Annotated in this window: 17 protein-coding genes and 1 pseudogene; 8 read left to right on the top strand and 10 right to left on the bottom strand. The window is 60.6% G+C overall.

The genetic code is table 11. The annotated features are described in order from the left end of the window. Position 1: 1 nt before the first annotated feature. Positions 2-751: a sulfite exporter TauE/SafE family protein gene (locus U5L73_RS10225; protein ID WP_322562255.1), complete on the bottom strand. Its 750-nt coding sequence runs from the start codon at positions 749-751 to the stop codon at positions 2-4. 68 nt (positions 752-819) lie between these two features. Continuing rightward, on the bottom strand, positions 820-1983 hold the full coding sequence (locus U5L73_RS10220; RefSeq protein WP_322562254.1) for an acyl-CoA dehydrogenase family protein: 1164 nt from the start codon (positions 1981-1983) through the stop codon (positions 820-822). 128 nt (positions 1984-2111) lie between these two features. On the opposite strand from U5L73_RS10220, the gene U5L73_RS10215 reads away from it, so the two are divergent. From U5L73_RS10215 to U5L73_RS10190, 6 genes and pseudogenes are all read left to right on the top strand, one after another. Further along, the gene (locus tag U5L73_RS10215; protein ID WP_322562253.1) at positions 2112-3317 is read left to right on the top strand and encodes an acetyl-CoA C-acetyltransferase; all 1206 of its coding nucleotides are present in this window, start codon (positions 2112-2114) and stop codon (positions 3315-3317) included. Positions 3318-3390: 73 nt separating this feature from the next. Then, entirely contained in the window at positions 3391-5550 is a 2160-nt protein-coding gene (locus U5L73_RS10210) for a 3-hydroxyacyl-CoA dehydrogenase NAD-binding domain-containing protein (RefSeq protein ID WP_322562252.1), read from the top strand. Positions 5551-5571: 21 nt separating this feature from the next. Then, positions 5572-6480 (top strand): esterase/lipase family protein, encoded by a 909-nt coding sequence (locus tag U5L73_RS10205; RefSeq protein WP_322562251.1) that lies wholly within the window; start codon positions 5572-5574, stop codon positions 6478-6480. Next, a pseudogene (locus U5L73_RS10200) lies at positions 6477-7301 on the top strand (metal-dependent hydrolase). Before U5L73_RS10205 ends, U5L73_RS10200 begins: the two are co-directional and overlap by 4 nt. Before the next feature lie 9 nt (positions 7302-7310). Continuing rightward, positions 7311-7925 carry a chromate transporter gene (locus U5L73_RS10195; protein ID WP_322562250.1) on the top strand — a complete coding sequence of 205 codons (615 nt, stop codon included), beginning with the start codon at positions 7311-7313 and terminating at the stop codon, positions 7923-7925. Next, positions 7922-8518, top strand: coding sequence for a chromate transporter (locus tag U5L73_RS10190; protein WP_322562249.1), 597 nt, complete (start codon positions 7922-7924; stop codon positions 8516-8518). Before U5L73_RS10195 ends, U5L73_RS10190 begins: the two co-directional genes overlap by 4 nt. Here U5L73_RS10190 and U5L73_RS10185 read toward each other — a convergent pair. After that, positions 8515-8874, bottom strand: coding sequence for a hypothetical protein (locus tag U5L73_RS10185; protein WP_416221298.1), 360 nt, complete (start codon positions 8872-8874; stop codon positions 8515-8517). The two genes, U5L73_RS10190 and U5L73_RS10185, sit on opposite strands and share 4 nt — an antisense overlap. Positions 8875-8876: 2 nt before the next feature. After that, positions 8877-9677 (bottom strand): 23S rRNA (guanosine(2251)-2'-O)-methyltransferase RlmB, encoded by an 801-nt coding sequence (gene rlmB / locus U5L73_RS10180; protein WP_322562248.1) that lies wholly within the window; start codon positions 9675-9677, stop codon positions 8877-8879. A gap of 141 nt (positions 9678-9818) precedes the next feature. Between rlmB and U5L73_RS10175 the strand changes: the two genes are divergently transcribed. Beyond that, positions 9819-12710, top strand: coding sequence for a CHASE domain-containing protein (locus U5L73_RS10175; protein ID WP_322562247.1), 2892 nt, complete (start codon positions 9819-9821; stop codon positions 12708-12710). Between the two features lie 51 nt (positions 12711-12761). Here the strand turns inward: U5L73_RS10175 and U5L73_RS10170 are convergent, their stop codons facing one another. Then, positions 12762-13448, bottom strand: a complete 687-nt coding sequence (locus tag U5L73_RS10170) for an ABC transporter ATP-binding protein (protein ID WP_322562246.1) — start codon at positions 13446-13448, stop codon at positions 12762-12764. Here U5L73_RS10170 and U5L73_RS10165 point away from each other — a divergent pair. Then, positions 13447-14112 (top strand): arylesterase, encoded by a 666-nt coding sequence (locus tag U5L73_RS10165; protein WP_416221297.1) that lies wholly within the window; start codon positions 13447-13449, stop codon positions 14110-14112. The genes U5L73_RS10170 and U5L73_RS10165 overlap by 2 nt on opposite strands. 48 nt (positions 14113-14160) lie before the next feature. Here the strand turns inward: U5L73_RS10165 and U5L73_RS10160 are convergent, their stop codons facing one another. From U5L73_RS10160 to U5L73_RS10140, 5 genes are all read right to left on the bottom strand, one after another. Further along, on the bottom strand, positions 14161-14349 hold the full coding sequence (locus U5L73_RS10160) for a hypothetical protein (protein ID WP_322562244.1): 189 nt from the start codon (positions 14347-14349) through the stop codon (positions 14161-14163). A 46-nt stretch (positions 14350-14395) separates the two neighbouring features. After that, complete coding sequence (locus U5L73_RS10155) at positions 14396-15244, bottom strand: DUF2189 domain-containing protein (RefSeq protein WP_322562243.1); 849 nt, start codon at positions 15242-15244, stop codon at positions 14396-14398. A 52-nt stretch (positions 15245-15296) separates the two neighbouring features. Further along, positions 15297-16502 carry a PLP-dependent transferase gene (locus U5L73_RS10150; protein ID WP_322562242.1) on the bottom strand — a complete coding sequence of 402 codons (1206 nt, stop codon included), beginning with the start codon at positions 16500-16502 and terminating at the stop codon, positions 15297-15299. Positions 16503-16529: 27 nt separating this feature from the next. Next, complete coding sequence (locus U5L73_RS10145) at positions 16530-17054, bottom strand: phosphoribosyltransferase (protein WP_313876035.1); 525 nt, start codon at positions 17052-17054, stop codon at positions 16530-16532. A 73-nt stretch (positions 17055-17127) separates the two neighbouring features. Beyond that, positions 17128-18504, bottom strand: coding sequence for an adenylosuccinate synthase (locus U5L73_RS10140; RefSeq protein ID WP_322562241.1), 1377 nt, complete (start codon positions 18502-18504; stop codon positions 17128-17130). Positions 18505-18509 lie beyond the last annotated feature (5 nt).

Below are 18509 nucleotides of genomic sequence, written 5' to 3'. Positions count from 1 at the left end.
GTCACGCACCCATCCACACCGCATCGGCAATAAGCTTGACCGACACCCCAAACAAACTCACCTGCACGATACGGTAGAACCACTGGTCAGCCAAACGCCGTGTCAGGTAGGCCCCAGCGAGCGCCCCCACTAGCGCAAACGGCACCAGCCACGCGGCGTAATGCAAGGACGCCGCAGAATAGGGCCGCAAGTTTTGGTATGGAATGATTTTGGCGGCATTGATCACCGCAAACACAATGGTGGACGTGCCGGCAAACGCCGCCTTGGGCAACTTCTGCGGCAGCATGTAAACCTGATAGGGCGGCGCCCCCGCATGGGAAATAAAGCTGGTGAACCCCGCCAGAATTCCCCAAAACCAGCCTTTGACCCGGTGCGGTGGCTGCGCAACGGTTGCGCTCTGGTCCCGCAACCAGAGGTTCAGACAAAAGCCCACCCCTACCAAGCCAATCATCAGCATGATCGCGCGGTCCGAAACCATGGAAGCCGTCGCCCAACCGACCCCCACCCCTACGATGCCGGCGGGGATCAAAATCTTCAAATTCGGCCGGCTGAATTCGCGGCGGTACAGCCACACACCCGCCACGTCCGAGATCACAAAAATGGGGAGCAACAGCACGGCGGCTTGAACCGGCGACATGGCCATGGACAGGATAGGCACCGCCAACATGCCCACCGCAGGCAAGCCGCCCTTGGACGACCCGACCAGAAAAGCCGCCAGGCCGGCCAGCAGAAAGAGTGCATCAAATGTCATGCGGCGATCATAGTGGCGCCCCACTCCCGGCGCTGGCGGGTGCGCCGCACGACCGAGCGCCCACCCGCCTACTTGCCGCCCAGCCCCATGGACCGGGTGATCACTTCTTTCATGATCTCATTGGTGCCGCCGTAGATGCGTTGCACGCGGGCATCGGCATAGGCGCGGGTGATCGGGTATTCCCACATATAGCCGTAGCCGCCAAAGAGCTGCACGCACTCGTCCATCACCTTGCACTGCAGGTCGGTGGTCCAGTACTTGGCCATGCTGGCAGTGGCTGTGTCGAGCTGGTCCTTGCCGATCAGCTCACAGCACTTGTCCACAAACACGCGGGCCACTTGCACCTGCGTCTGCAGCTCCGCCAGCACATAGCGGGTGTTCTGGAAGCTGGCCACCGGCTGGCTGAAGACCTTGCGCTCTTTCACATAGTCCACTGTCCAATCGATGGCCGCCTGGGACGCTGACACCGCGCCGATCGCAATCTGCAAGCGCTCCCAAGGCAACTGCTCCATCAGGCAAACAAAGCCTTTGTTTTCATAGGCCGCACCGCCCAGCAGGTTCTCGGCGGGTACGCGCACATTGTCAAAAAACAGTTCGGAAGTGTCCTGGGCTTTCATGCCCATTTTCTTGAGGCGTTGGCCCACACTGAAGCCGGGCATGCCGCGCTCCACCAGCAGCAGGCTGGTACCTTTGCCGCCGGCCGCCGGGTTCGTTTTGGCCACCACCACTACGAGGTCGGCATGCCAGCCATTGGTGATGAAGGTCTTGCTGCCATTGAGCAGGTAGCTGCCGTCGGGCTGCTGGATGGCGGTGGACTTGATGCCTTGCAGGTCCGAGCCGGCCGCCGGCTCGCTCATGGCAATCGCGCCCACCATCTCGCCACTGGCCAACTTGGGCAGGTACCTGGCTTTTTGCTCGGGCGTGCCGTAGTGCAGGACGTAAGGCGCCACAATTTCGCTGTGCAGCCCGAAGCCGATACCGGTAAAGCCGCCGCGGGCCAGCTCTTCCATCTGGATTACCGAGTACAGCTTGTCCGCCTCGGAGCCGCCGTATTCCTCCGGCATGGTCATGCACAAAAAGCCGTTCTCACCGGCCTTGTTCCACACCTCGCGAGCGACATAGCCCTGCTCTTCCCAGTCTGCATGGAAGGGGGCAATTTCCTTCTCCATGAAGCGGCGGAAGCTGTCGCGGAAAGATTCGTGGTCGGGGGTGAACAGGGTGCGTTCGATCATGGTGTTTCCTCAGGGTAAGTCAGTAGTTATTTTTACAAAGCGTTTGCTTGGTAAAAACAATATACTGCAAAACACCGTGCAAGCACCAGCGTGCGCACCCGCATTCCCACGACAACACCGGAGACCCCATGACCGAAGCCTTTGTGTTTGACGCCATCCGCACGCCCCGTGGCAAGGGCAAGAAAGACGGCAGCCTGTATGAAGTCAAACCCGTCACCCTGCTCGCAGGGCTGCTGACGGACCTGCAACAGCGCTACCAGTTCGACACCGCGCAGGTGGACGATGTGGTGATGGGCGTTGTGTCACCTGTGGGCGACCAAGGTGCGGTGCTGCCCAAAGTGGCTGCCTTGAAAGCCGGCTGGGACTTTCAGTGCGCGGGGGTGCAGATCAACCGCTTCTGTGCTTCCGGCCTGGAGGCGGTGAATATGGCAGCGCAGAAAGTGCGCTCTGGCTGGGAAGACCTGGTGGTGGCCGGCGGCGTGGAAAGCATGAGCCGCGTACCCATTGGCTCCGACGGCGGTGCCTGGGCCATGGACCCTGAAACCAATAGCCAGATCTGCTTCGTGCCCCAAGGCATAGGCGCAGACCTGATCGCCACACTGGAAGGCTTTACCCGCGCTGATGTGGATGCCTATGCGCTGGAATCACAACGCCGCGCCACCAAGGCGCAGGCTGCTGGTTACTTCGACCGCTCTGTCATGCCGGTCAAAGACAGCCTAGGCCAGACCATTCTGGCGCGCGATGAGTTCATCAAACCCGGCACCACGCTCGAGGGCCTGGCAGGCCTCAAACCTGCGTTTGCCGATATGGGCGGCATGGGTTTTGACGCCGTGGCTCTCACGCGCTACCCGCAGGTGGAGCGCATTCACCATGTGCACCACGCCGGCAACTCATCGGGCATTGTGGATGGTGCGGCCGCGGTGCTGATCGGCAATGAAGCCGCTGCCAAGGCCCACAACCTGGCCCCGCGCGCCCGCATCGTGGCCACGGCCTTGAGCGGCGCTGACCCCACCATCATGCTCACCGGCCCCATGCCCGCCACGCGCAAGGCGCTGGCCAAAGCCGGCCTGACCGTAGACGACATCGACCTGTTTGAGGTGAACGAGGCCTTTGCCGCGGTGGTGATGCGCTTCATGAAAGAGATGAAGGTGCCCCACGAGAAGGTCAACGTGAACGGCGGCGCCATTGCGATGGGCCACCCGCTGGGAGCTACGGGCGCCATGATTTTGGGCACGCTGATTGACGAGCTGCACCGCCGCAAACTGCGCTACGGGCTGGCCACTCTGTGTGTGGGCGGCGGCATGGGCATTGCCACTATCGTCGAGAGACTTTGAAGCCTTTTCGACCTCTAGCGCCCGTTGATATAACGCGAGCAGCTCCTAAATCTATAGCATTTGCATCCATACTATGAAAACCATTCGCTACTCCCTAGACCACGGTATTGCGACCATCACCTTTGATGAGCCGAACTCCCCCGTCAACACCATGTGCCTGCAATGGCAGCAAGACATGGACGCAGTCGCCGCACAGGTGTTGGAGGACAAAGACACCATCACCGGCATCCTGCTGGCGTCTGCCAAAAGCACCTTTTTCGCCGGTGCCGACCTCAAGGCTGCCATGCGGCTGACACCAGCGGATGCACCGCGCATTTTTGAAGAAATCGAGCGGGTGAAGCGTAACTTCCGCACCATCGAGACCCTGGGCAAACCCGTGGTCAGCCTGCTCAACGGCACGGCCTTGGGTGGCGGCTGGGAGGTGGCACTGGTGGGCCACTACCGCATCGCCGTGGACGACCGCAAAACCCAGTTCGGCCTGCCCGAAGTCACCCTCGGCCTGCTGCCCGGTGCCAGCGGTGTGACCAAAATGACACGCCACCTGGGGCTGATGGGCGCACAGCCCTATTTGGTGGAAGGCAAAACCTTCAACCCCTCAGAAGCCAAGGGCCTGGGGCTGGTGCACGAGCTGGTAGCGCCCGGCCCCGACGCCGCAGCTGAGATGAAAGCGAAGGCTTTGGCGTGGATTGCCGCCAACCCGGCGGCCCAACACCCGTGGGAAGCCAAAGGCTACAAAGTTCCGGGTGGCCTGCCCAGCAGCCCGGCCGTGGCAGGCATGCTGCCGATTGCGCCCGCGGTCATCAAGAAAAACACCCGGGGCCTGTACCCCGCGCCCGAGGCCATCATCGCCTGCATGGTCGAGGGCTTGCAGGTGGACCTCGACACCGCCTTGCGCATTGAAAGCCGGTACCTGGCCAAGCTCATGTCCGGCCCACAGGCCAAGGCCATGATCAACACCTTCTTCTTTAACCTGAATGCCATCAAGAGCGGCCAGAGTCGCCCGGCTGGCGTGCCCCGCTTCAAGCCTGCCAAAGTGGGCCTGCTGGGCGCCGGCATGATGGGCGCCGGCATTGCCTACAGCCAGGCCAGCAAGGGCATCACCACCGTGCTCAAAGACGTGAGCCAGGAAAAGGCCGACCTCGGCAAAAGCTACAGCGCCAAAATCACCCAAGGCCGCGTCGACAAGGGCCGCATGAAGCCCGAGGCACAGCAACAGATCCTCGACCTGATCCACCCCACCGGCAGCGTGGCCGACCTGCAGGGCTGCGACTTGATCATCGAGGCCGTGTTCGAGAACCGCGAACTCAAAGCCAAGGTCACCCAAGAGTCCGAGCCGCTCTTGGCGCCGGGCGGATTTTTTGCGTCCAACACCTCCACCCTGCCGATTACTGGTCTGGCCAAAGCGAGCGCCAAACCCGAAAAGTTCATCGGTATTCACTTCTTCAGCCCCGTCGACAAGATGAAGCTGGTCGAAATCATCAAAGGCAAATCCACGGACGATGAAACGGTGGCCCGCGCTTTTGACTACGTGCAGGCGCTAGGCAAGTTCCCCATCGTGGTGAACGATTCGCGTGGCTTTTTCACCAGCCGCGTGTTCGGCACCTTTGTGATGGAAGGTGCGGCCATGCTAGGCGAAGGCATTCATGCCGCTGCTATTGAAAATGCGGGCATTCAGGCCGGCATGCCCGTGGGCCCCTTGGCCGTGCTGGACGAAACCGCCCTCACCTTGAGCCTGCACGTCATGGACCAAACCAAAAAAGACTTTGAGGCCGAGGGCATGACCTATATCGCCACACCCGGTGAACTTGTGGTCGAGAAAATGGTGAAGCAGCACAACCGCCCCGGCCGCGCCGGTGGAGCGGGCTTTTATGAATACCCCACGGAGAAAGGTGCCAAGAAGTTCCTCTGGCCCGAACTCAAAGGCCTGTTCGAAAAGCCCGATGTCGCATGGAACATCACCGACCTCAAAGACCGCCTGCTCTACCGCCAGGCGGTGGAGACAGCGCGCTGCCTGGCCGAGGGCGTGCTCACCAGCGTGCACGATGCCAACATCGGCTCCATCTTCGGCATCGGCTTCCCGGCTTGGACCGGTGGCGCCATGCAGTTCATCTATGGCATGGGGATAGACACCTTTGAGGCACGGGCGGCCGCTTTGGCCACACAATTCGGAGGCGGTTTTGCCTTGAGCGATGATGTGCGGGCCGCCATCCGGCGCTTCGAGCCGGTGTACTGACAACCGTAAAACCACCTACCCATGCTCGCCAAACTGCTGCAACGTTTTTTACTCGCTCTGGTGATTGCCGGAGTGGGCCTGGCCATGCTCTGGCATGGAGCCACGGGCGATATGCTCATTGCCACGGTGCTGTTGCCATGGTTGGCCGTGGTGTTGAGCACTGCTTACACCATGTGGAAGAGCCGCGCTGATGCAGAACCAGCGGGCGCGTTTTACCGGGCTTGGTGGGGCGAGACTGTTGCCAACTTCCGCACCTTTGTGCTGCGCCAACCTTGGGCTGACAAGCGCCCGCCCCTGTTGCCTGCTGACCCGGGCCCCACCCGGGTGCCGGTGTTGCTGGTGCATGGCTACCTGTGCAATCACCGCCTCTGGGACGATATAGCCCCCCGCTTGCAGGCCCAAGGGCACACCGTGTTGGCGATAAATCTGGAACCCATGTTTATTTCGATAGACCACTATGCGGCCCACATTGAGAAGTCGGTTCAACAGCTGTTGCAGCACAGCGGCCAGACACAGGTGGCCTTGGTCGGCCACAGCATGGGCGGGCTGGCGATTCGCGCGTGGATGCGACAACACGGCAGCGAACGGGTTGCCCGTGTCCTGACGCTGGGCACTCCCCATGCCGGCACCAAAGCCGCCAAAAAAGCCACGACACCCAATGGCCGCCAAATGCTGTTTAACAGCGCTTGGCTGCAAGGCTTGAAAGAATCCGAGACGCCTGAACGGCGCGCTCTGCTCCGTATTGCGCTCACCCCGCAAGACAACATTGTGTTTCCGCAGCGGAGCCAGGTCCTGCCCGGCGTGGAGCCGGTAATCTTCGAGGGTATAGGTCACGTGCAAATGGTGAGCACACCGGCCGTGATTCATTGGGTGGCAACCCAGCTCCGCGAACTGCCCGCACAACCTGCAACCCCAGAGGCCACTGTATGACCGACCTGACTGTCCGCAGAATTTTGATCGATCTGAACACCCCATTTGCAGTGCGCTGGAATGGGGGCGATGCATTTCGCAGTGCGTTTTTTAATGCGCTGTCCATGAGCTTCCCGCTGGGCGAGCAGTACTTTATGGACTCGGTCCGCGCCGGCCTCAAGACCTTGCCAGAAGACCAGCGTGCACGCTTTGCCACCGAGGTACAGGGCTTTGTGGGCCAAGAGGCGACCCACCGTCGCATCCACAGCTTGTTCAATGCACAACTGACCCAGTAGGGTTTTGACAATGCGCTCGAGCGGCGCGCCACCCGGCGATTGCAGGCAAATGCCCACCGCGATGTTCGCATCCATGTCGCAGCTACCGCGGCGACCGAACACCTAACAGCGATCTTTGCCGATTGGATGCTGAGCCACCCCGAGGCCCTGGAAGGCAGCGAAGAGCGCCTCAAAACCCTGTGGCTCTGGCACAGCGCCGAAGAGAGTGAACACCGTAGCACCGCATTTGATGTGTACCACGCGATCGGTGGCAACCATGAATGGCGGCTGCGCTTGTTCCGCTACATCACGATCACCTTTTTCAGCGATGTGGTGCGGCAAACCGTGCGCAACCTCTGGCACGACAAGGCCTTGTTCCGCTGGAGTACCTGGCGCAGCGGCGCACGTTTTTTGTTTGGCGACGGGGGGCTCATCAGCAGCAACCACGCCCTTTGGCGCGAGTATTTACGCGAAGACTTTCACCCGAGCCAGCAGGATGGCGCCCGATCGGAACAGTGGCTGCGCGACAATAGCGCCCAGTTCACTGTGGTGGGGCAATCCACCTAATCCGCCTGCATGCCGCACAGCCCAATTACCACCCCAAGCCCCACTCCGCGCGCGGCGCCCCGCTCCAAAACGGATCTGTTTGTTTCTTTCTCGCTGCTCGCCCTGCAGGGCTTTGGCGGCGTATTGGCGGTCGCGCAGCGCGAACTGGTTGATCGCAAACAATGGCTCACCACCGAAGAGTTTGTGGAAGACTGGGCCGTAGCCCAGATCCTGCCAGGCCCCAATGTGGTGAACCTCTCTCTCATGCTGGGCGACCGCTACTTCGGGTGGCGCGGCGCGCTGGCCGGTGTGGCGGGCATGCTGAGCTTTCCGCTGGTTCTGGTGCTGATACTGGCGGCCGCCTTTGCCGGAGTAGCCGATAACCCGCAAGCCCAAGGCGCACTGCGCGGCATGGGCGCGGTAGCGGCTGGACTCATCATCGCCGCCGGCCTGCGCTTGGTACCTGCCCTCAAAAGCAATGTCATGGGCCTGGGCGCCTGCCTCGCGTTAATGGCCGCCACTTTTGTCGCGGTGGCTTTGCTGCGCGTACCTCTGATTTGGGTCTTGCTGGGCCTGGGCGGCGTGGGATGCATCTGGGCCTTCCGATGCCTGGGCCATCTGGCGGCCAAGAAGGAGGCCTCATGAGCGTAACCCTGACTGCTGCCCAGTGGTTCGAGCTCTTCACGCACTTCGCCTCGCTCTCGCTTCTGGCGGTGGGCGGCGCCATCACCACGGCACCCGATATGCAGCGCTTTCTGGTGGTCGAGAAGGGTTGGCTGGACGCCGGGCAGTTCAGCAACAGCATTGCACTCGCACAAGCGGCGCCCGGGCCCAACATTTTGTTTGTGCCGCTATTGGGTTGGACGATCGGCCTCAACGCAGCGGGCGGCCTCGGCGCCGGCTGGTATGGCTTGGGCTTGGCCATGCTGGGCGTGTTTTTGTCGATGCTGGGCATCATGCTGCCCAGCAGCATTCTCACGTTCACAGCATCCCGATGGGGTCACCGCAACCGGGAGCTGCGCGCCGTGCGCGCCTTCAAGCAGGGCATGGCGCCCCTGGTGATTGCGCTGCTGGTGGCCACCGGCTGGATTCTGGCGGCCAACCACAAAGCCGACACCCACCACCTGGCGCTCTGGGCCGTTACGGCGGTAAGCACGCTCTTAGTGTGGAAAACCAAGATCCACTTGCTATGGCTGCTGGGTGCAGGTGCCATAGCCGGGTGGGTGGGCTGGATTTAGCGCGGGTTCTCAAAGAACAGGTAGTTGGAACCGTAGTCGCTAATTTCGAAATACACCTTTTTCTCGCCGCTGTCCGCGGTGAAGTTCAGGTTTTCGTCCAGCACTCCATAGCCAAAGCGGTAAGGCCGTGGCTTGCCGTCGTCGGTTCCCATGGCGGTACTGAGCTTGTCGATTTTGATGAAACGACGCACCAGCTTGTCCCCGGCGTAGAACTCTAACACGCCATTGGTGCCGGTCCAGTTCTGGATCTCGCGACCCAGCTTGTTCTGTTGCTCCTGGGTACAGGCGGCCAAGCCAAATAGGAGCGCAGCGCCCATTAAAACTGCGCAAGCTGCTCTCAATTTAGTAGCAAACATCGTCACACTCCCAGTTTAGAAAATGCGGGGGCTGCCACAGAGCGCTGACGCAGCGCCTCGTACAGGCACACGCCGCTGGCCACAGACACATTCAGGCTCTCTACCGCGCCTTGCATCGGAATGCTGACCAGCTGATCGCACGTCTTGGCAGTGAGCTGGCGCATGCCGTCACCCTCGGCACCCAGCACCAGGGCCACCGGGCCTTTGAGATCGGCCTGGTACAGGTTGCTGGTAGCCTGGTCGCTGGTGCCGATGATCCAGATGTTGCGCTCCTTGAGCTCATTGAGCGTGCGCGCCAGGTTGGTCACCATGAAGTACGGCACCGTCTCAGCCGCTCCACTGGCAACTTTGGCGACCGTGGCGTTGATGCCGGCGGCGTGGTCCTTGGGGGCAATCACGCAGTGGGCACCCGCGCCATCGGCCACCCGCAGGCAGGCACCCAGGTTGTGGGGGTCTGTCACGCCGTCCAGCACCAAAATCAGGGGCTGGGTACGTTGCTCCGGTGGGAGTTCGGCGTTGGCGGCTTCGAGGTTTTCGAGCAGTTCATCCAGCGAATGCACTTGTTTGAGCTCATGCACCCGCGCGGCCACACCTTGGTGCCCGTGGCTGCCGGCGAGTTTGGCCAGGCGCATGCCATCGGCTTCAATCACACGGACGCCTGCCTCAGCCACCCGCTCCAGAAACTGGCGCATACGGGCATCTCGGCGGGTGGGCTCGTAATAAATTTCAACGATGGACTTTGGCGCGGTCTTCAAACGCACACCGACGGCATGAAAGCCGAATAGAACTTTGGGAGATGACATCCCCCGATTATCGGTGGTGGCGTCTGAATGCCCTCGCATCGCCGCCTGACGCTCCGACCGGACCTGCAGATTCACCACAAAAAATGATTCATTTTTATTATTTATAATGTTTTAACGTGATTTTTATTTAAAATAAAACGCATGTCCTCCCCCAATATCTCCGCTCTCACGGTGAGTAAGCCCGCCGCTTGGCTCATGGGTTTGCCCCCGTGGGCCGCCAATGGGGTGTGCGCTTTGAGCTACCTGGTGGTAGCCGTGCTACTGCACCTGCTGTTTGCGCTGCCGCATCCCCTCCCGGTTGCGGGCTCAGCGGCTGCGGGAGTGGCGGTCGCGGGTGCGCTGATGTGCGGTCGCCAAGTGCTGCCCGGCCTCTGGCTTGCCCGCTTTGCCTGGGACTTGTGCTTGGGGAACGCCAGCCCCGATCACCAGGCAGTCTGGCTGGCTGCCTTGGGGGCCACCGCGCTAGTGATCCAGACCGAAGTGGCAAGACTGGCGGTGCTGGCCATGCAAATTTTGCCCAGCAAATTGCGTCGCTTGCGCAAGAGTATGCAGATTGCCGGCGCCGGCTTGCTGGGTGCTGGTATCGGCACCGGGGTGTATCTGCTGGGTCTGGCCTTTCTGACCGCCGCCCCTTCAGTGAGCCACTGGGGCCTGCAGGCGGCGGCACTGTTGTTGCCGGAATGGGCGGGCATTGCAATCGTGTTACCCATGACCATTCTTTGGCTACAGGATGACACCTGGCGTGAAGCGCGCAAATGGCGCGTGACCTTCTTGGTCGGATTGGCCGCCGCCTTGACACTGGCACTCACCGCCCGGGCGCTGTGGACCGATGAGCGGTTGACCCTAGCCCGACTGCAAGACTCCAACACTGCCCTCGCCCAACGCATTTCTACCGATTTGCAGAGTATTGAAACCTCAGCAGGTATCTTGCATAGCCATTTGCGAACCAGCTTGCAGACGCAACCCGACGATTTCGCAGATATGGCAGCCGCCATCCGCGCCGGCGCCCCCCATGTACAAGCCCTGAGCTGGAACCCCCTGGTTGCCGATGCAGACCGGGCGCGATTTGAGACCCGCCTTCGCGCGGTCTATGGCCCGGACGCCGGCTTGCGGGATCGCACGGCGGAGGGCACTTTGGTGCGCAGCGCACAGGCTGCTTTCTATGTGGCAGTGGAGCACATCGCCCCACTCGAACTCAACCGACCAGCGCTGGGCCTGAACATTTATGCCAACTCGGTGCGCCGCGACGCCATCGACCAGGCGATTGCCACAGGCCGTCCCGCCACAACGGCCCGGGTTCAGCTTGCCCAAGAGCATGGCAAGTCTTGGGGTGCGCTTTACCTGAGTCCCCTCTACGACGCGGCACCCCGGGCCGGCACCCGCTTGCCAGTTGGGTTTGCAGTGGCGGTGTTGCGCATGGAAAGCCTGGTGGGCAGCGTAATTGCCGCGCTGCGGTTTAGCCAATTCAGGGTGCCGGATGGCGACACAAGCGGCCCGGAAGTGGTGGCCTACCGCTTTGTGGACCAAACGCCATCCGCCAACGGCCAACTCCTATTTGAAGACAGCACCGTGCTGGCACCCCCCATACGCAACCCCTTACACGCTTGGCCCTTGTTGGCGCTGCAGGCACCGAGGCCTAATGCCGAGGTGCTGTCGTTCAGCGACCGCCACTACCGCTTCGAGGCCCAACCCAGTGGCCACTTCTGGCGTCAGCAACTCAGCAAAACCCCGTTTCTGGCGATGGCGGTGGGGATCTTCTTCACCTGGGTGACGCTGGCAGCCAGCCTGGTGCTCAGTGGCGCTACCCAGTTGCTCACCCTTGCGGTGGAAAGGCGCACCCGGGAATTGCAGACCACAGACGCCGCGCTACAGCACACCAACCTGCGCCTGGAGCAGCAATCGGTGCAACTGAGATCAGTGCTCGAGGCCACCAATCAGGGCTACATGGGCTTTGATGCCGACGGCCTCTTGGTGCTGGGCAATGACAAAGGATTTGACCTGATCGGCCTGCCCGCCGGCGAGGACCGGCAGAGCTACGTCACGGTGGCACGCCATATCGGGCGCAATTTTCAATTGGCACAGGCACAGGCCTTGTCCGTCACCCAGAGCATGCTCAGTGTGCGCAACCAGAAGCAACACCATGTGTATCGCGATCTGGTGCCGTCCCGCGCGGACTTGCCTGAGCGCTACTTGGACATGCGCATCCATGCATTCGAAGACCCGCAACTGCGCACCATCGTGCTGCTACACGACACCTCGCCCGAAGTAAAACTCGAACGCTCAAAATCGCAATTCATGTCGTTTGCGGCCCACGAAATCCGCACTCCACTGACAGTGATTCACGGTTACGCAGACCTGCTGGCCACGCGTGAGCAAAGTGCCGCCATGGCGAAAGAGATGGGTCAGCACATCTTGCGCAAGTCCCAGGGCCTGAACCAATTGCTGCAGCGCATGCTGGACCTGTCAGAGATGGATCTGAACGGCCTGGACGTGAAGCGCACCCGCAACACCGACCTCGGGGCCCTGTGTGCCACTGCCGCTCACCTACTGGACCTGCCCGAGGGGCGTGAGCCACCGGTACTGGTCCACCACGACCCCATTCCTTGGTGCCGTGTTGACCCGGTCGCGATCACCACGGCGGTCAACGAGTTGCTGCATAACGCCTATGCCTTCAGCCCACAGGGCACGCAAGTCACCCTCACCGTAGGGCCGCTGAGCGAAGACGCAGACAACCCGGGTGGCGTACGGATACGCGTGCAAGACCACGGCCAAGGCATGACACACGAGGTGCAACAGCACATCTTCGAGCGCTTTTACCGGGCAGATAGCTCCGGCAAACACCCCGGCTTCGGGCTGGGTTTGAGCACCGCCAAATTGATTGCAGACCTGCACAAGGCCCGACTCAGCATTGAAAGCACCCCGCAGTCAGGCACAGTGGTTTCCATTGAGATTCCACAGGGAAACATTTCAGCAGAAACCGACTCTGGCGCTCGTATTACCTGCACTATTCGCTATCTTTTTTATAGCAAATAATCACCGGCGCGGACGTATCGGCGGAGTGCAGGTCAGCGCAAAGTCCACCCCTCAGGCGGCTACTGCCTCAGGAACGACCTTGCCGGCCTCGATCAAAATCCGCCGGTCGCAGCGGGCCGCGATGCTGCGGTCATGTGTCACCAATACCAGTGTGGTACCTTGTTCGCGGTTGAGGTCGAACATCAACTCCATGATTTTTTCGCCGGTGGCGAAATCCAGACTGCCAGTGGGTTCGTCGGCCAGCAAGACGGCGGGCTTGACCACAAACGCACGGGCCAGCGCGACCCGCTGCTGCTCGCCACCGGACAGTACCTTGGGGTAGGAGTTCAAACGCTGCGACAGGCCAACGCGTGAGAGCATTTCGGTGGCCGCAGATCGGGCGTCTTTACGGCCATCGAGTTCCAGCGGCAGCATGACGTTCTCCAGCGCGGTGAGGTTGCCCAGCAGTTGAAAGCTCTGAAACACGAAACCCACTTGGCGCGCGCGCAGTGCGGCACGGGCGTCCTCATCCAGCGCAAAAATGTCTTGCCCTGCCAGCCGCACAGTGCCGCCGGTCGGTGTATCCAAGCCCGCAATGATGGAGAGCAAGGTGCTCTTGCCGGAACCCGATGCCCCCACAATGGCTGCGGTCTCACGGGTATTGAGTGCAAAATCGATGTCACGCAGGATCTCTAGCGTGCCGGTGGAATCTGTCACCGCCTTGAAAACATGCTCAACCGAAATAATGGAATCACTCATGGGGCTCTCTCTAGTTCGTAGACACTGTATCGCGGTACTCATTCTGGCCTCTTTTGCAGGGCTAAACCAGGCGATGGCGAAGGATGCGGCACCCCGGGCAGCCAGTGGCGCCAAGATCTTGATTGTGGGTGACTCTTTGAGTGCCGAATACGGCCTCAAACGCGGCACCGGCTGGGTAGCACTCTTGGAGCAGCGCTTGGGTCAGGAAAAGCTGGCCGCGACCGTGGTGAACGCCAGCATCAGCGGCGACACTACTTCCGGAGGGCGCTCGCGCCTGCCGGCGCTGTTGGCCCAGCACAAACCTACCGTGGTGGTTATCGAGTTAGGGGGCAACGATGCGTTGCGCGGCTTGCCCCTCACCATGACCCAGGACAACCTGACCGCCATGACTCGCGCAGCCCAACAGGCGGGCGCCAAAGTTTTGTTAGCCGGTATGCAAGTACCGCCCAACTATGGGCAGGACTACACCCAACGATTCAGCGAGACCTTTGCCACGGTTGCCAAAAGCACCAAGGCGGCCTTGGTGCCGTTTTTACTCAAAGGCGTGGCCGATGGACCCAACGCTGCGGCCATGTTTCAAGCGGACCGGATTCACCCGCGGGAAGAAGCCCACCCCACGATCCTGAACACCATGTGGCCGGCAATAAAAAACCTCCTCAAATGACGGGCACTTGGGGAGGTTGTCCGGGGTGTGGCGGCCATGCCGCCAAACTCAAGCCGCAGGAGTTTCTTCGCCAGGAGCGGCACCATCAGCGGCGGCCAATTCGGCCGCTTCATTGGGCGTTAACTCAGGCTCGTCACCTGTCTTGCGCTCGGCTTTTTGCTTGAGCTTTTCCTCTTTTTTCTTCTTTTTAGCCAGTTCTTTCTGACGTTTCTCGTATCCGTAGTTGGGTGTTGCCAAAGTGTGCTTTCGTTAATTGGACCCACTTTACCACCTCGGCCTGCGCTCACGCAGGCGGGCTGCTGTTTTCGAGGCTATCACTCAGGCTTTCCTGCCCCGGCCATTGCACCGACCCCCGATAGGCATGCCATGTTGCGTGCCCCAACACGGGCCCTACGACCAACAAGCCCGCATGCCACGGCATCATCAGCGCCCCCACCAACAAACCGCTGAGCAATGCCCCCCACCACAGCATGACGCCCAGGTTGCACAAAAACACCTCGATGCTGGTAATCGCAGCAAACACCGCATCGGTGTCGCGGTCAAGAATCATGGGAATAGACACAACGCTCAAGGCGAACACCAGCAAGGCGAACCCGCCACCGACCAGACCATAAGCCAGCACGAACTCGAGATTGTCCGGGTTAAACACGGCTTGGACTACGCCTGTCGTCGATGGCATGCCGGTGTTGAAAAACACGGCAAACACCACCAAAGAGGCGCGCCCCCACAGCAGCTCCAGCACGATCAACACTAAAACCAGCATTGCCATGCTACCCAGATGCTGGTCCCAGCAGGTGATGGATCCGCCCAAGGTGGCGGGTGTACCCGCCTCACGCCGGCGACTCACTTCATACAAGCCCATCGCGAGAAAGGGACCGACCAACAGGCAGCACGAAGCAATCGTCATGGTGTATTCGGGGCTGTTGCGGAATACGGCACCCAGCACCAAGGCCATGGTGGTGAATGCAACGCCATAAAACAAGGCAATTCCGGGATGGGCCCGCATGTCCTGCAGACCGCGCAACAACCATTGCAAGGGTGCGCCCCATGCCAAGGTCGCCACGGACTTGCGGGGCGCTTCTGACGGTGGGGGAATGTAGGGTGCCGGTTCGGCATCAAGCGGCGGGGTCATGGGAGCAGCGTACGCCCTCCTCCATGCCTTGCCTACTCAGGAAAACACGCAGTCAGCGCAATACCTCGAGTGCCTGTGCAATGTCGGCTTGCAGATCGGCCACGTCTTCCAAACCGACCGAGAAACGAACCAGCGTGCCACGCAGCAGATGCTCGGGCCAACCGGTGCGCATGGTTTCCAGCTCATAGGGCACTACCAAGCTGATAGGCCCGCCCCAGCTGTAACCAAGCTTGAACAAGCGCAGCGCATCGCAGAAGGCGTCCACCTCGGCTTGGGTGAAGCGTGGATCAAACATCACACTGAACAGGCCAGCGGCGGTCCCAACCTCGCCTCCAGTCAGTGCCTTCCAATGGCTGTGACCGGGGGATTCCGGCAAGGCCGGATGCAAGACTTGCACAAACTCGGCCTGCGTCTGCGCCCAGGCCGCCAGCGAGCGCGTAGCGGCATCGTGGGCCTTGTAGCGCAGATCGATAGTCGGCAACGAGCGGAGCACCATCTCCACGTCATTCATCCCCACACCGATTCCAAAGCGCATGTGGGTGAGCTTGAGCTTGAGGTGCAGGCCCGGATTACGGGTAATCACACTGCCCATAAGAACATCGCCACCCCCACTGGGGTATTTGGTCAGTGCATGGGCCGAGATATCGACGCTGACCCGCTCCACCGCACCCGGCACCAAGTCAAATGGGCAAAACGCCAGGCCGGCGCCCCAGGTGTTGTCGAGCGCAGTGTTGACGCGGCGCCGCTGGCATATGCGCACCATCTCTACCAAATGGGGAAACTCAAGGCTGACGGACCCTGCCGCCTCCAACCACACCAGCTTGGTCCGGCTGGAGATCTGGGCCTCCAAGTCTTCCGGGTCCATCGGGTTGTAGTACTGGTGGGTAATGCCCCAACCTTGCAGCTCGCCCTCTACGATGGCCTTGTTAGGGCCATACGCATTGTCCGGAACCAACACCTCGTCACCACTTTTGAGCAGCGACATGGCCACCAAACCCAGTGCAGCCAGGCCACTGGGAACCAACAGGCATTCGTCGCCGCCCTCCAGGGTGGCGAGGCGCTCCTCCAGCGCATAGCTGGTGGGCGTGCCATGCAGCCCGTAGGTGTATGCCGACTTGTCTTTCCATTCGCGACTCCGCATGGCAGCCACGCTCGCGAAGAAAACTGTCGAGGCCTTGAACACCCCCGGTTGGGGCGCCTCAAAACCAGCCGGCGGCTGGTAAGGATGGTGAATGAGGTGAGTAATCCGGTCGGTCATGCAACTACGCCAGCAACAAACAATGCGTCAAACGCTCCACTTTTGAATCAGCTGCTGCGGACGCAAAGAGTCATAGCTCTCAAACGGCTGGTGAATCCAAGGATTAGTCGGCAGGAACTCGACCGAGTAGTCGGGTGTGAACACGCTGACGGCTTTGGTCCAAATTACCGCGCTACGCAGCTCAGTGATCGGGGCGTAGTTGTTACGCAGCTGGTTGATCACCGCATTCAGGGTATGACCGGAGTCAGCCAAGTCATCCACCAGCAGCACCCGGCCTGCGATCTCGCCCTTGGGCGTGGTGATATAGCGGGCGATATCGAGGTTGCCTTGCTGGGTGCCGGCTTCCGCGCGGTAAGAGCTGGTCGACATGATGGCCAAAGGCTTGTCAAACACCCGGGAAAGAATGTCACCAGGCCGCATGCCACCACGGGCCAGACACAAAATAGTGTCGAATTCCCAGCCGGACTGGAAGACCTTGATAGCCAGCTTTTCGATGAGGTTGTGGTACTCGTCGTAGCTTACATAGAGGTGTTTACCGTCTTCAGTCAACATCAAATTGCTCCTAAAAGAATAGCTGCTTGCGCAGTATTTACGTGAGCTAGAGGCATAAAACGCATAAAACAGCTTACTCAGGCAAATAAGGGTGGCGCATCATGATGGTGTGGTCCCGGTCCGGGCTGGTAGACACCATGTGAATCGGCACGCCAGTCACTTGTTCGATACGCTGCAGGTACAAGCGGGCCGCTACCGGCAACTTGTCATATTGGGTCACACCCACGGTGCTGTCACTCCAACCTTCCATCACTTCATAGATGGGTTTGCAGCGCTCAATCTCATCGGCGCCCATGGGCAAGATGTCGATTTTTTCGCCATCCACCTCATAGCCGGTGCAGAGCATCAATTCTTTCAGGCCATCGAGCACATCGAGCTTGGTGATACACAAGCCCGACAGACCGTTGACTTGGGCAGAACGCTTGAGCAATGCCGCGTCAAACCAACCACAGCGGCGTGAACGCCCGGTGGTCACGCCTTTTTCGGCGCCAATGGTGCTCATGTGGTATCCCGGAGTACCGGGCACTTCCCAATCCAACTCTGTGGGGAACGGACCACCGCCCACGCGTGTGCAGTAGGCCTTGGTGATGCCCAGGATGTAGTGCAGCATGCCAGGGCCGACGCCCGAGCCAGCCGCAGCATTTCCAGCGACGCAGTTGCTGGAGGTCACATAGGGGTAGGTGCCATGGTCCACATCCAGCAAGGTGCCCTGAGCACCTTCAAACAACAAGTTAGCGCCGGCCAGATGGGCTTCGTTCAGCTCGCGGGAGACGTCGGCAATCATGGTTTTGAGCAGTGCCGCATGTTCCATCGCTTGCTGGAACACCGGTTCAAACTGAATTCGGCCGTTGGCCATGAAAGGCGCCAGCTGAGGACCAAAGTCAAACGCCTCAGACCCCAAGTATGTCGCGAGAACGTGGTTGTGCAAATCCAAGAGTTCGCGCAATTTGGCAGCAAAACGCTCAGGATGCTTGAGATCCTGAACCCGCAGCGCGCGGCGTGCGATTTTGTCTTCGTAAGCCGGGCCAATACCGCGACCGGTGGTACCGATCTTGGCGGTCCCGCCTTTTTCACGGAAGGCTTCCCGAGCGACATCCAATGCCACATGGAATGGAAGGATCAAGGGGCAGGCTTCGCTCACACGCAGGCGGGAGCGGACTTCGACACCGGCCTTTTCCAGGCCTTCGATTTCCTCGAACAACTTGGCAGCCGACAACACCACACCGTTACCGATGTAGCACTTGACGCCGGGACGCATGATGCCGGAGGGGATCAGGTGCAACGCGGTTTTTACACCGTTGATCACCAGGGTGTGGCCCGCGTTGTGTCCGCCTTGAAAGCGCACCACGCCTTGGGCGCTTTCGGTGAGCCAATCGACCAGTTTTCCCTTGCCCTCATCACCCCACTGGGTGCCGACGACCACTACATTTCGACCTTTGGTTGTATTCATTTCGC

Source organism: Rhodoferax sp. (genome assembly GCF_034520025.1).
GTDB lineage: Bacteria > Pseudomonadota > Gammaproteobacteria > Burkholderiales > Burkholderiaceae_C > Allorhodoferax.
Note: the sequence above shows the minus strand (reverse complement) of the source record. Positions and strands in the feature narration are given on the sequence as shown.